Genomic DNA, 13921 nt, shown 5'->3' on the forward strand with positions numbered 1-13921 from the left:
CATTGCTTTTCCATGCTCGACCCAGCACAATCTGGGACAGAGATCATTCATTATACCCATTTCCCCTCAAGATGCTCGCTTGTCAAACTTAGACTAAAGTCAGGCAACGGTGGTTATTTGGGTATAGACATCACACTGTGAAAAAACAATGACAAAAAACTTGAGAAACCATGGAACTTTCTCATTCACGTTAGGGTCACAATAGTGCTCAAGTAAGCAGTGGTGTCAATACTACGTTTTGCATAATTAGTACCCATATCTGAGAAGAGTAGGGGCATAACAAATAGGAGTATCCGCTCGAATGAACGAGCAGCTGACCGATCAAGTATTGATTGAGCGAGTTCAGAATGGCGATAAGCAAGCATTCAACCTGCTGGTAACGAAGTACCAGAACAAGGTATGTAATCTTATTTCCAGATACGTTAGTAATCCTGGCGATGTACCAGATGTAGCACAAGAAGCGTTTATTAAAGCTTACCGAGCTATTCCCAGCTTTCGTGGGGAAAGTGCGTTTTATACGTGGCTGTATCGCATTGCAGTGAATACTGCGAAAAATCACATTGTTGCTCAAGGGCGTAGACCTCCAGCGACAGATGTCGATGCTGAAGATGCTGAATTTTACGAAACAGGTAGTGCACTTAAAGAAATATCGAACCCTGAGAACTTAACGTTGTCCAAAGAATTGCAACGGGTGGTGTTCAGTGCAATCGAAGCTTTACCTGAAGATTTAAAAACCGCAATGACATTACGAGAGCTCGATGGCTTGAGTTATGAAGAAATTGCAGAAGTGATGGATTGCCCGGTAGGAACGGTACGATCGCGTATCTTCCGTGCTCGTGAGGCGGTGGAAAAGAAAATCAGACCTCTTTTGCAACGCTAGTACAAGTAATAACTATGGTGAAAATAATGGCTGACAAAGAAAAACTTTCAGCTCTCATGGATGGAGAATTGGTCGATAAGGCTTTAATTCAAGAGTTAGAGCAAGACCAAGAGAGCCGTGATGCTTGGCAGAACTACCACCTGATTGGTGATGTGATGCGAGGCGAAGCGCCAGCAAAACCTGAGTGGAATATTGCTGAAAGCGTGGCGTTAGCGTTAGAAGATGAACCTGCACACCGTGCGTTTGATGCGCACAGTGCAAATGTTATCTCAATTGCTGATACGCCAAAAGAGTCGCAACCAGAACCGCAAAAAGCAAAACGTCAGTTGCCAGGTTGGTTGACACAGTTTGGTCAAGTTGCTGTTGCTGCATGTGTATCGCTTGTTGTTATTTTAGGTGTACAGCAGTACGGTGGTAGTGATTCAATGTCGCCGCAAACAGACCAATTGCCTGTGTTGCAGACAGTTCCGTTTGCTGGCAGCGCAGAGCCTGTGAGTTTAACTCGTGAGTCTGTTGAGCGTTCTGTAGGTGAAGCAAATATGCAAGAGCAACGTAAGCGTGTTCATGCTATGCTGCGAGACTACGAATTGCAGTTACGAATTAACAGTGATGCATCTCAACAAGATGCAAATCTGAATCCGGATATTGAATGAAAAAATTTCTGATCAGCGCTTGCGCTCTGTTCAGTATGATGTCTTCTCAAGCCTTTGCTGGTGATAAGCCAGCGGAGGCTTTATTGCATCAAATGAGCGAGGCGAGTAAGAATTTAAGTTACGAACTCTCTTATATCCTTATCAAAAAGAACAGCATTGAGCCGTTGCTGTATCGTCATGCGACGCATGGTGACGATCAATATGCTCATCTTGTTTATTTAAGTGGCCCTGTGCGCGAAGTGATTCGTCGTGGCACAGAAGTAAGCTATATCGAAACGGGTTTAGAACCATTCACCATCGAGTCAGGTAAAATGGTCGCTCCGACCATGCCTATGCTCAACACCAATATCGATGAGCTAAACTTGTATTACGACTATGTAAAAGTGGGTAGAGCTCGTGAAGCAGGTGTAGCAACACAAGTGCTGCGTGTCGTCCCTAAAGACGGTCTGCGCTATTCATACGTACTATGGATCGATGAAAAGAGTAAATTGCCGTTACGTGCCGACCTTGTGGACCGTGATGGTGAGATGCTTGAACAATATCGCACTATTTCTTACACGGTGAATCCAAAAATCGCAGAGTTAATGAGTGGCCTACAAGATGTTCAATTACCAGCTGTTCTCACCATGCCAAAAGGCGATATTGGAACCAGCAATTGGCAGGTAGGTTGGATCCCTGAAGGTTTCGAACCGAACGAGCTGAACCGCTACCGCATGGCTGTTACCAATCAAATGGTGGAGAGTCAGCTGTACTCTGACGGTCTATTTAGCTTCTCTATTTACGTAGCAAACAAAGATGAGCATTCGTTAAAAGGTCAGTTGGTTCGCCAAGGCCGAAGAACGCTGCATAGTTTTGTGAGCGGTCAACATGAAATCTCCGTAGTTGGAGACATTCCGCCGACCACAGCACAGCGTATCGCTCAATCTGTCACATTTAATGTAACAAAGAGTAAACAACAATGATGACCGCGTTGGCTACTGTGACAGACGTACATCGTCGCGGTAAACAATACGAAATTGATTTAAGCTGCGAACAGCAGACCAGTTGCAGTAGTTGCTCTTCACAGAAAAGCTGTGGAACGGGCGTTGTGACTAAAGCCATTGGTAACAAGAGTTTATCTTGGCACCTGCGCACGGATAAATCAGTGAAGATAGGTCAAGTCGTTGAGATAGGCTTTCCTGAGTCGAGTCTGATAAAATCAGCAATGGCGGTTTATTTACTGCCGTTGTTTGGTTTGATTATCGGTGCGATGTTTGGTCACTTCCTATTAGCGCCGCTGACCGCGGGCGGGGAAGGTATCATCATATTGGCATCAGTATTATTTGCAGCTGGTGGAATGTGGATCGCAAAACGTGTTTCTCGTCCGTTAGAGGATGAATCCAAGCGCCAAGTTACCCTTGTTCGGGTACTTGGAGAGCCAATCCAGTAAGCGCCGTCCCCCCTCCACTAAAGGTTATTTGGGTATGTACTTTAAATTACGTGCGCCCGTTAACGAAATTCGGTAGAATCTGCAAACTTGATTGAAATGCCGTCAGTGGATGGCGTTTCTTACTGTCCCTATTTGTAAAGAGTTAGTCACCCTAAATCTATGAAGCACATTCGTAACTTTTCGATTATCGCCCACATCGACCATGGTAAGTCGACCCTATCAGACCGTCTAATCCAAGTTTGTGGCGGGTTAACCGATCGTGAAATGGCCGCACAGGTTCTGGATTCTATGGATCTTGAACGTGAGCGTGGTATCACCATTAAATCTCAGAGTGTGACGCTAAACTACACCGCTAAAGACGGTGAAACGTATCAGCTGAACTTCATCGATACTCCGGGGCACGTTGACTTTGCATATGAAGTATCACGTTCTCTAGCGGCTTGTGAAGGTGCGTTATTGGTTGTAGATGCGGGTCAAGGTGTTGAGGCTCAAACACTGGCTAACTGTTACACCGCGATTGAGATGGATCTAGAGGTTGTGCCAATCTTGAACAAGATTGACCTACCAGCAGCCGATCCTGAGCGCGTGGCAGAAGAAATTGAAGAAATCGTTGGTATCGATGCAATGGAAGCAACCCGCTGTTCTGCGAAGACAGGCATCGGTGTTGATGACGTTCTAGAGAACATCGTATCAGCGATTCCAGCACCGGAAGGTGACCCAGATGCGCCATTACAAGCGCTGATCATTGACTCATGGTTTGATAACTATCTTGGCGTTGTTTCTCTAGTACGTATTAAAAACGGCGAACTGAAGAAGAACGACAAGATCAAAGTGATGAGCACGGGTCAAGTTTGGGGTGTAGACCGTCTTGGTATTTTTACGCCAAAACAAGTAGATACCGATATCCTTCGTACTGGTGAAGTAGGTTGGGTGGTTTGTGGTATTAAAGACATCCTTGGTGCACCAGTTGGTGATACGCTGACTATGGCTAAGAATGGCTGTGAAAAACCGCTACCAGGCTTTAAGAAAGTAAAACCTCAGGTTTACGCAGGTCTGTTCCCGGTATCTTCTGACGATTACGAGAACTTCCGTGATGCGCTGGGCAAATTAAGCCTAAACGACGCATCGCTATTCTACGAGCCAGAAAACTCAGCGGCACTTGGCTTTGGTTTCCGTTGTGGTTTCCTTGGCATGCTGCACATGGAAATTATCCAAGAGCGTCTAGAGCGTGAATACGACTTAGATCTTATCACCACGGCACCAACGGTAGTTTACGAAGTTGAAAAGACCGATGGTGAACTGCTGTACGTTGATAGCCCTGCTAAACTACCAGCGATCAATGATATTGAAGAAATTCGTGAACCGATCGCTCGTTGTAATATCCTGGTACCTTCAGACTATCTAGGTAACGTGATCACGCTGTGTGTTGAAAAGCGTGGTACTCAGGTCGATATGGTTTACCACGGTAACCAGGTTGCCGTGACTTACGATATTCCAATGGCAGAAGTGGTACTGGATTTCTTCGACCGTCTGAAATCGACATCTCGTGGTTATGCGTCTTTGGATTACAACTTCCAGCGTTTTGAAGCGTCGAATATGGTACGTGTAGACGTTCTTCTGAACGGTGACACCGTTGATGCATTGGCGATGATCACACACAAAGACCAGTCTCAGACTCGCGGTCGTCAGCTGGTAGAGAAGATGAAAGAATTTATCCCTCGCCAAATGTTTGATATCGCAATCCAAGCAGCGATTGGTAACCACATTATCGCACGTTCAACTGTAAAACAGCTGCGTAAGAACGTAATCGCGAAATGTTACGGCGGTGACGTAAGTCGTAAGAAGAAACTTCTGAAGAAACAGAAAGAAGGTAAGAAGCGCATGAAGCAGATCGGTAACGTTGAGCTGCCTCAAGAAGCGTTCCTAGCCATCCTTCACGTAGGTAAAGACTAAAGTTGAACTTTGTCTCACACTTGTCGGTCTTAAGACGTTAGATATTAAAATAAGTGAAAGGGTTTCGGCTCTTTCACTTTCGTATTTTTAGATAAGGGAATTTAATGGCGAATACATTCTCACTGATGCTGGTTATTGCGACTTTGGTAACTGGCGTGGTTTGGCTATTGGAAAAGCTGGTTTTCGCGAAAAAGCGTCAGGAAAAACTGGCGGAGATTCAAGCTCAGACGTCTAATGGTTTGGATGCAGTGACCTTGCAAAAAGTTGAGCGTCAGCCTTGGTGGGTTGAAAATAGCGTCTCAATTTTTCCTGTGATTGCGTTCGTTTTAGTATTACGTTCTTTTATCTACGAACCATTTCAAATCCCATCAGGCTCAATGATGCCGACTTTGTTGGTGGGTGACTTTATCTTGGTAGAAAAATACGCCTATGGCTTGAAAGATCCGGTATGGCGCACGCAGTTAGTTGAAACAGGTAAACCTGAGCGTGGTGATATCGTGGTATTCAAATACCCGCCACAACCAAGCGTGGATTACATTAAGCGTGTTGTTGGTTTGCCTGGTGATATAGTGCGTTATTCAAGTGATAAGCAGCTTTGCGTGCAAAGCCAAGGTGAATCGGCGTGTAAACCAGTTAAACTGAGCAATGTTGAAGAAAGTCAGTTTAGCTCGAACGGTATTCCAATGATCCAACTGGATGAAAAATTGGGTAACGTGGAGCACAATATTTTGGTTAACCCTCTTGTTCGTAACCGTGTGGAGCAATACTTCCCACGTAGCGGTACGACAGAGTGGGTTGTACCACAAGGTCAGTACTTTGTGATGGGTGATAACCGTGACAACAGTGCTGACAGCCGTTACTGGGGCTTCGTTCCTGAAGCAAACTTAGTCGGCAAAGCTGTCGCCATTTGGATCAGCTTCGAGTTTGATCGTGGCGCAGATAGCGTTCTACCTTCATGGATTCCAACTGGTGTGCGTTTTAACCGCATCGGTGGTATTCACTAACCATTTTATATCGAGAGAGTATGAATTCTCCAATTGATAAACTAGAGAGAAAGCTCGGCTACCAGTTTCAAGATGCCGGGCTTATCAACTTGGCGCTGACTCACCGCAGCGCCAACAGTAAGCATAATGAACGTCTTGAGTTTCTGGGCGATTCAATTTTAAGTTTTGTCATCGCTGATGATCTGTACCATCGTTTCCCGAAAGTGAACGAGGGTGACATGAGCCGTATGCGTGCTACTTTGGTTCGCGGACATACATTGGCGGAACTGGGTCGTGAATTCGATCTAGGAGATTATTTAAAATTAGGTCCAGGTGAATTGAAGAGTGGCGGTTTCCGCCGAGACTCTATTTTAGCCGATGCGGTTGAAGCCATTATTGGCGCAATTTACCTAGACAGCGATCTTGAAGTCGTGCGAGGCATTGTACTGAGTTGGTACAACTCACGCCTTGAAGCCATTAAACCTGGCGTCTCACAAAAAGATCCGAAAACTCGCCTACAAGAGTTCCTGCAAGGCAGAAGAAAACCGCTGCCTGTGTACACAGTAACTAATATTAAAGGTGAAGCGCACAACCAAGAGTTTACGGTTGAGTGTGAAGTAGCAGGTGTGGACAAGCCTGTAATCGGGAAAGGCACCAGCCGCCGCAAGGCAGAACAAGCGGCTGCTGAAACAGCACTTGAGCAATTAACAAATGGCTGATAACGAATTCGATATCGATGCGTTTTTCGCATCACAAGGTGAGCCAAGCTCGCCAGAAAACCAGCACTGTGGCTTCATTGCTATTGTTGGTCGCCCAAACGTAGGTAAGTCGACACTTCTGAACAAAATCTTGGGTCAGAAGATTTCGATCACCTCACGTAAGCCGCAAACAACACGCCACCGCATTATGGGTGTGGACACAGACGGCGATTACCAAGCGATTTACGTCGACACGCCAGGACTTCACATTGAAGAAAAGCGTGCGATTAACCGCCTGATGAACCGTGCGGCTAACTCATCTCTAAGTGATGTAAACCTAGTGTTCTTCTTAGTCGATGGTACGCATTGGACCAAAGACGATGAGATGGTGCTAACTAAGCTTCAAAAATCGAACTTCCCAGTTGTGCTTTGTGTCAATAAAGTCGACAACGTGCAAGATCGTAACGAAGTGATGCTACACATGGCTGAGATGTCTAAGAAGATGGACTTCGTGGACGTTGTGCCAATCTCTGCGAAGCAAGGGAAGAACATTGATGTACTGCGTAAGCACGTGCGTAATCACTTACCTAAAGCAACGCACCACTTCCCAGAAGAATACGTGACTGATCGCTCCCAGCGCTTTATGGCATCTGAAATTGTGCGTGAAAAGTTAATGCGTTTCACGGGTGAAGAATTGCCATACTCGGTAACGGTCGAGATTGAACGTTTTGATTACAACCCAGAAACCGACGGTTTCCACATCAATGCCTTGATTCTTGTTGAGCGTAATGGCCAGAAGAAAATGGTGATTGGTAAAGGTGGCGAGAAGATCAAGACCATTGGTCGTGAAGCGCGTTTAGATATGGAAGAGTTGTTCGGTCGTAAGGTTTACCTAGAAACCTGGGTAAAAGTGAAATCTGGCTGGGCTGACGATGAACGAGCTCTGCGCTCGTTGGGCTATATCGACGATTTATAATCTTGGCTGCGAAGATGCTTCGCTCCAACATCGATGAAAAATTAGTATCGATTAAAATAAGGAGCCGCTCGGCTCCTTATTTTTTATTTCACACTTTTTAGGCACAATGACTTAGATGAGTAATCTGTCTTCCGAAGGTTTACAGCGCTGCTTTGTTTTACATCGCCGCCCTTACAGTGAATCGAGCTTAATCCTTGATGTATTCAGTGAGGAATATGGTCGAATGACTTTAATGGCCAAAGGCGCGCGCAGTAAGCGTTCGAACTTAAAAGGCGCATTGCAACCTTTTACTCCGCTGTTACTTAAATGGTCGGGGAAAGGTTCGATGAAGACTTTGCGTCAAGCCGAGCCGATAAGCCTAGGCTTACCGCTAACGGGCATTAATCTCTACTCTGCCATGTACGTCAATGAACTGATTGGTCGGATATTGATGGCTGAAGTGCCGATGCCAGCGCTATTTCATGATTATTTGCATGCGCTAACAGAGTTGGCACACAACGAGAACCCTGAGCCAGCACTGCGTCGTTTTGAGTTAGCATTGCTATCTGCGATGGGGTATGGCGTGGACTTTTTGCACTGTGCAGGTACTGGCGAGCCCGTCGACCCAGAGATGACGTATCGTTACCGGGAACAAAAAGGCTTCATAGCTTCGGTTAGGCGCGATAACCTTACGTTTTTAGGGAATGAGCTGATTGCTATCAGTGAGCGGCGGTTCGTCACTAAAGAGCAGCTAAAAGCGGCAAAACGCTTTACACGTATAGCCTTAAAGCCGTATCTTGGCGGCAAACCTTTAAAAAGTCGTGAATTTTTCATTCAGACCCCCAGAGCACGGAGTAACGGAAAATGAGCTCAATTTATTTAGGCGTCAATATCGACCATATTGCCACTCTACGTAATGCACGTGGTACAAAATACCCGGATCCTGTTCACGCTGCAGAAATTGCTGAGCGTGCAGGCGCGGATGGTATCACAATTCACTTACGTGAAGACCGTCGCCATATTTTGGATCGTGATGTACGTATTCTGCGTGAAACCATTCAAACGCGTATGAATCTAGAGATGGCAGTGACAGACGAAATGGTTGAGATTGCGCTGCAAACTCAACCAGAGTTTGTGTGCTTAGTGCCTGAAAAACGTGAAGAACTGACGACGGAAGGTGGCTTGGACGTTGTGGGGCAGCTTGAAAAAATTAAAGCTGCGACGAAAAAGCTGACAGATGCAGGCATTAAAGTTTCACTCTTTATTGATGCTGACCGTCAACAGATTGAAGCTGCGAAAAAGTGTGGTGCTCCGTTTATTGAGCTACACACGGGTCATTATGCTGATGCGACGACAGAAGACGAACAGCAAGCAGAACTGAAGAAGATTGCCGCTGGTGCGAGTTATGCACATGACCTAGGTATTATTGTTAATGCCGGGCATGGCCTGACTTATCACAATGTCGCGCCAATTGCTGCATTACCAGAAATTTACGAACTCAACATTGGTCACTCAATCATTGGTCGCGCGGTATTTGATGGTTTGAATAAAGCGGTTGCGGACATGAAAGCACTGATGATTGAGGCACGCCAGTAATAGGGCTATCTAGATGGCGATTATAGGGTTAGGGACCGACATTGCAGAAATTGAGCGTATTGAAAAAGCGTTAGCTCGTAGTGGTGAGCCTTTTGCTCAGCGTATTCTTTCAGAAGAAGAAATGGCTAAATTTTCACAGCTTAAGCTGCAAGGCCGTTATCTTGCTAAGCGCTTTGCGGTCAAAGAAGCGGCCTCAAAAGCATTGGGGACAGGGATCGCGAGAGGGGTCACGTTTCACGATTTTTCCATCTCGAACGATGCGCTTGGAAAACCAGTGCTCGCATTGACGGGCACAGCAAAGCAAATAGCGGATGCGATGGGAGTTAACCACATTCACCTGTCCATTTCCGATGAGCGTCATTACGCTGTGGCGACGGTCATTTTTGAGTCCTAGCTTGTAAGTCTTAAACAAAATACTAAAAAGCCAGAGCAGATGCTCTGGCTTTCTTGTCTCTCGAGCAGATTACTGTTCAAGGTATAATTTTGCAGTTGTTGTGACTTTAATCATTTCATCTTGCAGCTCGAACATTTCAGGCTCAACCTCCTCAAGACTGAGCCCTGAGCGCAGTGCTTGCTCAAGCGTCGCACAGAGTGATTTCAGCCTAGGCACTCCGCAATATGAGCTACTGCCGTGCAGCTTATGGATGACATGAATTAGGTCATCACGGGAGATATCTTCTTGCTCCAGAGCTTGGTCAACGACTGCTTCTACTTCAGGGATGAACTCAATCAACATGCGCAGCATGTCTTTGGCTAGATCCTCTTTATTCGCGCTCTGTTTTAAGGCAGCTTGCCAATCAATAATCACATCCTGCTGAGGCGAAGAAACGGATTGTGGTGCGCTTCCTTCAGGTTCATCAACGTATGAAGGGGCGACTTTGCCAATGCTCTCTGTACAAGCATTTGGGTTCCAGTGAACCAAAACCTGTTGTAGCACATGCTCTTCAATAGGTTTGGTCAAGTAGTCATCCATTCCTGCCGAGAGCAAGCGGTCTCGTTCACCCGCCATGGCATGCGCCGTTACCGCAATCACTGGCGTATCTTTATTTAACTCCAACTCTTTAATGTGCTGACAAGCGGTCACACCATCCATTTGTGGCATTTGGATATCCATGAAGATTAAGTCGTACTTTTTCTCCGTCGCAAGGTTCACCGCTTGCTGGCCATTGCTACAGGCGGTGACGGTTTCTACTCGTTCGCGAAGCAGAGCGGAAATCAGCTTCAAGTTTGCTGGGTTATCATCCACCGCTAACACCGTCAGAGGTAAACGCTCCCCTTCGCTTGGCGTAATTGGAGCACTCAATGTTGGTGGTGATTCGACATGTTCGCTAATCAGGCTTTGTAGCAGTTTACGGCGAGACAACGGCTTCGTCAGGCATTGGACGTGATGCTCTGTCATAATTTGGTCGGCAAGTGCCAGTTCGGTACTCGGCGTCCCTAGGATCACACTCGGAGCCATGCGTTTCGCTTGTTCTATCCAAGGTGTAATGACGTCTACATCATGCGTTTGATTTGCCGCTAAATTCAGTAATACATAGTCATATTGTTCTTCGTTTTTCGGTAGCGAAGAGCGGTAGGTTACTAAGATACCTTCTTGACTTAGAATCTGTTGGGTTACGGATGCGGCTTGCATGTTTGGTTCAATCAATAGCAACTGTTTGCCAGTCAGAAGTTCCACTTCAATCAGTTCGCTCATCGGCATTTCGGTTGAGTGCAAGCGCACCGTAAACCAGAACGTCGAACCTTGGTGTAGGCGGCTGGTTAAGCTGATCTCACCACCCATCTGGCTTACCAATTTCTGCGTGATAACCAAACCTAACCCAGTACCGCCGTAGCGACGTGAAATGCTGGCATCCGCTTGGCTAAATGCTTGGAATAATTGCGCTTGCTGACGTTCAGAAATACCAATGCCGGTATCACGCACCATGAATTGCAGTTCGACGGAGTCCCCTGATTGAGAGCGCATTTCAACGCTAACATCAATGTTGCCTCGCTCGGTAAACTTGATTGAGTTACCGACTAAGTTCGTCAAAATTTGCTGGATACGTAGTGGGTCCCCAACTAAACCCGGTGGAATTTTAGGGTCCACTTTTAGGGTGATTTCTAACCCTTTCTCATGTGCACTTGTGGCTTGTAGGTTAATCACTTCTTCTAAACTTTCTCGGAAATCAAACGGAATGTTTTCCAGCGCCAGCTTACCCGCCTCAAGTTTCGAGAAGTCGAGAATGTCATTGATGATGTTCAGTAGATTGTTCGCCGATTTCTCAATCGTCTGTAGGTAATCAGTTTGGCTGTTAGAAAGCTGCGTTTTAAGCATTTGACGAGTAAAGCCAATAACCCCATTGAGCGGAGTACGCAGTTCGTGCGACATGTTCGCCAAGAACTCAGATTTAACCCTGGCCGCTTCTTGCGCGCGTTTCTTCGCGATATCTAACTCAACGTTCTGAATCTCTAGCTGCTCAAGCGTTTCACGCAAGTCTGATGTGGCTTGGTCTATACTGTGCTGCATCTCCACGTGATATTCCGATAGAGATACCGCCATGGCGTTAATACCGTTTTTCAGTTGGTCTAACTCACCATGCATTTTACCTTCGATACGCACGTCTAGGTGACCACGGCGGATGCGGTCAACGACATTCTTCATGTGGGTGATAGGCTGGGTAACATCGTGCATCAGACGTGAAGCAAACACACTTGCCAAGCCAAGACCGAGTATAAGAACTAAAAAAGCAGAGAAAACTTCTTGATACTGTTGCAGCCTTAAAGAGGAGAGATCTAACTCAACGGCAATATAACCAATTGCTTTGGTTCCTTGGCTTTCGTTCGACAACTCCGCTAAATAGTGACCCTCGGATAAAATAGGTACGCGCAATATCAGTGAGTTTTCGTAGATTTCCGAATTGCCCAGTTGCGGGATCGGTTTATCTTTAGGAAACATCAAGGCTTCGAAATTAGGGTGAAAGTTAGATGTCACGAAGAGCTCATGATGTTCATCAAACACCGCGATACTACGAACCAGTTTAGAGTTTTTGCGATGGGCGTAGCTTATCAAGCGACGTACCGCCTCTCGGCTTTCTGATAGTAGATGAGTTTCACTGGCAATTGCTAACGGTTCAATGATGCTGTTACCAGTGGTGATAACTTGTTTCTCAAGGTCTTGGTAGCGATTAAATGAGAAAAAACCGCTCAGTAATAAACCAATGATGAGAGTGGGAGCGAGAGTCAGTGTAATTACACGTGCTCGTAAGCCATATCTGGTCATGTTATCTAATTACATCGGAGTCTGGATATGGGAAAATAACGCATTATTTCTCAAGCGCACGATAAGGCGTTGAGCAAAGAAGTGACGTCACCTAATAAACGGTAAGCATAATCAAGTCACTCGAATCACACAACGGCTGCAATCAAGAATAGTGAAGCCGAAGAGCAATTAGACATAAATCAGGCATAGAGCATGGCACGCATCTTTCAACCGAAAAAGAAAACCCAACTCAATACTCGTCATCAAGCGGTGCAAGTGGAGCGTTTAGATCACCACGGCGCAGGTATTGCTTACCTAAAGAAAAAACCGCTGTTTATTGATGGCGCATTGCCGGGAGAAGAAGTCGTCACACAATTAGTGGAAGAAAAAAGTAAATTTGCTCGCGGTAAACTGATTAAGATTCTCAAGCCGAGTGACACTCGCGTGGAGCCATTTTGTCCGCATTACCACGAGTGTGGTGGCTGTGATTTGCAACATCTAGATTATGACCAACAATTGACGTACAAACAGCAAACACTGCGTCAGCTGATGCGAAAATTTTCAGGCAATGATATCGAGCTTGATGCGCCATTATTAGGGGATTCACTGGCCTATCGTCGTCGTGCGCGAGTGAGTTTATTTGTCGATAAAAAAACACGTCAGCTACATTTTGGTTTCCGTAAAAAGCAGAGTAAGCAAATCGCGCAAGTGACCGACTGCCCAGTGCTGGCGCCGGAACTGAACGTTCTGCTTCCAGATATTTATTCAGCACTAAAAGCGTTTAAAAAGCCGGAGCAATTGGGCCATGTAGAGCTGGTACTTGGTGATAATGGGCCGTGTATTACGTTGCGTCACTTGAGTGCTCTGACAGCGAGTGAAACTCAATCTCTAACGGAGCTAGCAAAACGTCGTAATGCATCGCTGTACTTAATGCCAGCAACAGATCAGCTAAACCTTGTTGAAGGTGATATGCCTTTTTATCAAGAGGTTGGCGTGAAAATTCCTTTTGCGCCAAATAATTTCATTCAAGTGAACCAAGCCGTAAATCAACAAATGGTCACGCAAGCGGTTGAGTGGTTAGACCCGCAAAAGAGTGACAGAGTGTTAGATTTGTTCTGCGGCGTAGGCAACTTCAGTTTACCGATTGCGAAGTTAGCTAAGCACGTGGTTGGTGTCGAAGGTGTTGCAGAGATGGTCGAAAAAGCCACAAATAATGCATCCTTGAACCAAATCAATAATGCGCAATTTTATCACGCTAACCTTGAGCAAGATTTTGAAGGGCAGGTCTGGGCGGCAGAACGGTTTGATAAAGTGCTGTTAGACCCAGCACGCGCGGGGGCAAGTGGGATCATCGATCAAGTTTCTGAGCTTGGCGCACAGCGTGTAGTTTATGTTTCTTGTAATCCTGCTACCCTTGCTAGGGACAGCCAAAGCTTGATGGAGCAAGGCTATAAATTAACTAAATTAGGTATGCTGGACATGTTCCCTCATACCAGTCATCTAGAATCGATGGCATTGTTTGAAAAGTCCTAA

13 protein-coding genes are annotated in these 13921 nt (G+C 45.9%); 12 read left to right on the forward strand and 1 reads right to left on the reverse strand.

The features are described from left to right. Positions 1-301 precede the first annotated feature (301 nt). The 11 genes from rpoE to acpS all read left to right on the forward strand — a co-directional run bounded on the left by rpoE (position 302) and on the right by acpS (position 9541). Positions 302-880, forward strand: coding sequence for an RNA polymerase sigma factor RpoE (rpoE, locus tag MSG33_RS12360; protein WP_005380946.1), 579 nt, complete (start codon positions 302-304; stop codon positions 878-880). Positions 881-906: 26 nt separating this feature from the next. Beyond that, positions 907-1533 (forward strand): sigma-E factor negative regulatory protein, encoded by a 627-nt coding sequence (locus MSG33_RS12365; RefSeq protein ID WP_012841405.1) that lies wholly within the window; start codon positions 907-909, stop codon positions 1531-1533. Continuing rightward, positions 1530-2495 carry a sigma-E factor regulatory protein RseB gene (rseB, locus tag MSG33_RS12370; RefSeq protein WP_248381221.1) on the forward strand — a complete coding sequence of 322 codons (966 nt, stop codon included), beginning with the start codon at positions 1530-1532 and terminating at the stop codon, positions 2493-2495. The genes MSG33_RS12365 and rseB overlap by 4 nt, the downstream gene beginning before the upstream one ends. Beyond that, complete coding sequence (locus tag MSG33_RS12375; RefSeq protein ID WP_005384575.1) at positions 2492-2962, forward strand: SoxR reducing system RseC family protein; 471 nt, start codon at positions 2492-2494, stop codon at positions 2960-2962. Before rseB ends, MSG33_RS12375 begins: the two co-directional genes overlap by 4 nt. A 159-nt stretch (positions 2963-3121) precedes the next feature. Next, positions 3122-4915: a translation elongation factor 4 gene (lepA, locus tag MSG33_RS12380; protein ID WP_248381222.1), complete on the forward strand. Its 1794-nt coding sequence runs from the start codon at positions 3122-3124 to the stop codon at positions 4913-4915. A gap of 104 nt (positions 4916-5019) precedes the next feature. Continuing rightward, entirely contained in the window at positions 5020-5919 is a 900-nt protein-coding gene (gene lepB, locus MSG33_RS12385; RefSeq protein ID WP_005380933.1) for a signal peptidase I, read from the forward strand. A gap of 20 nt (positions 5920-5939) precedes the next feature. After that, on the forward strand, positions 5940-6617 hold the full coding sequence (gene rnc / locus MSG33_RS12390; protein WP_005393907.1) for a ribonuclease III: 678 nt from the start codon (positions 5940-5942) through the stop codon (positions 6615-6617). Next, entirely contained in the window at positions 6610-7572 is a 963-nt protein-coding gene (era, locus tag MSG33_RS12395; RefSeq protein ID WP_006743309.1) for a GTPase Era, read from the forward strand. The genes rnc and era overlap by 8 nt, the downstream gene beginning before the upstream one ends. Before the next feature lie 115 nt (positions 7573-7687). After that, on the forward strand, positions 7688-8419 hold the full coding sequence (gene recO / locus MSG33_RS12400; protein WP_005384578.1) for a DNA repair protein RecO: 732 nt from the start codon (positions 7688-7690) through the stop codon (positions 8417-8419). Beyond that, positions 8416-9147 (forward strand): pyridoxine 5'-phosphate synthase, encoded by a 732-nt coding sequence (pdxJ, locus tag MSG33_RS12405; protein ID WP_006743311.1) that lies wholly within the window; start codon positions 8416-8418, stop codon positions 9145-9147. Before recO ends, pdxJ begins: the two co-directional genes overlap by 4 nt. Positions 9148-9160: 13 nt before the next feature. Then, the gene (gene acpS, locus MSG33_RS12410; RefSeq protein ID WP_248381223.1) at positions 9161-9541 is read left to right on the forward strand and encodes a holo-ACP synthase; all 381 of its coding nucleotides are present in this window, start codon (positions 9161-9163) and stop codon (positions 9539-9541) included. A gap of 69 nt (positions 9542-9610) precedes the next feature. On the opposite strand, the gene barA is transcribed toward acpS, so the two are convergent. Beyond that, the gene (barA, locus tag MSG33_RS12415) at positions 9611-12409 is read right to left on the reverse strand and encodes a two-component sensor histidine kinase BarA (RefSeq protein ID WP_248381224.1); all 2799 of its coding nucleotides are present in this window, start codon (positions 12407-12409) and stop codon (positions 9611-9613) included. Between the two features lie 192 nt (positions 12410-12601). Here barA and rlmD point away from each other — a divergent pair, with 192 nt between their 5' ends. Continuing rightward, positions 12602-13921 carry a 23S rRNA (uracil(1939)-C(5))-methyltransferase RlmD gene (rlmD, locus tag MSG33_RS12420; RefSeq protein WP_248381225.1) on the forward strand — a complete coding sequence of 440 codons (1320 nt, stop codon included), beginning with the start codon at positions 12602-12604 and terminating at the stop codon, positions 13919-13921.

This window comes from Vibrio sp. 1CM7H (assembly GCF_023161645.1).
Taxonomy (GTDB): Bacteria; Pseudomonadota; Gammaproteobacteria; order Enterobacterales; family Vibrionaceae; genus Vibrio; species Vibrio diabolicus.

Coding starts and splice junctions, on each gene's coding strand:
- rlmD (WP_248381225.1), top strand. CDS start 12,602: ATGGCACGCATCTTTCAACCGAAAAAGAAAACCCAACTCAATACTCGT.
- barA (WP_248381224.1), bottom strand. CDS start 12,409: ATGACCAGATATGGCTTACGAGCACGTGTAATTACACTGACTCTCGCT.
- rpoE (WP_005380946.1), top strand. CDS start 302: ATGAACGAGCAGCTGACCGATCAAGTATTGATTGAGCGAGTTCAGAAT.
- MSG33_RS12365 (WP_012841405.1), top strand. CDS start 907: ATGGCTGACAAAGAAAAACTTTCAGCTCTCATGGATGGAGAATTGGTC.
- rseB (WP_248381221.1), top strand. CDS start 1,530: ATGAAAAAATTTCTGATCAGCGCTTGCGCTCTGTTCAGTATGATGTCT.
- MSG33_RS12375 (WP_005384575.1), top strand. CDS start 2,492: ATGATGACCGCGTTGGCTACTGTGACAGACGTACATCGTCGCGGTAAA.
- rnc (WP_005393907.1), top strand. CDS start 5,940: ATGAATTCTCCAATTGATAAACTAGAGAGAAAGCTCGGCTACCAGTTT.
- pdxJ (WP_006743311.1), top strand. CDS start 8,416: ATGAGCTCAATTTATTTAGGCGTCAATATCGACCATATTGCCACTCTA.
- acpS (WP_248381223.1), top strand. CDS start 9,161: ATGGCGATTATAGGGTTAGGGACCGACATTGCAGAAATTGAGCGTATT.
- recO (WP_005384578.1), top strand. CDS start 7,688: ATGAGTAATCTGTCTTCCGAAGGTTTACAGCGCTGCTTTGTTTTACAT.
- era (WP_006743309.1), top strand. CDS start 6,610: ATGGCTGATAACGAATTCGATATCGATGCGTTTTTCGCATCACAAGGT.
- lepB (WP_005380933.1), top strand. CDS start 5,020: ATGGCGAATACATTCTCACTGATGCTGGTTATTGCGACTTTGGTAACT.
- lepA (WP_248381222.1), top strand. CDS start 3,122: ATGAAGCACATTCGTAACTTTTCGATTATCGCCCACATCGACCATGGT.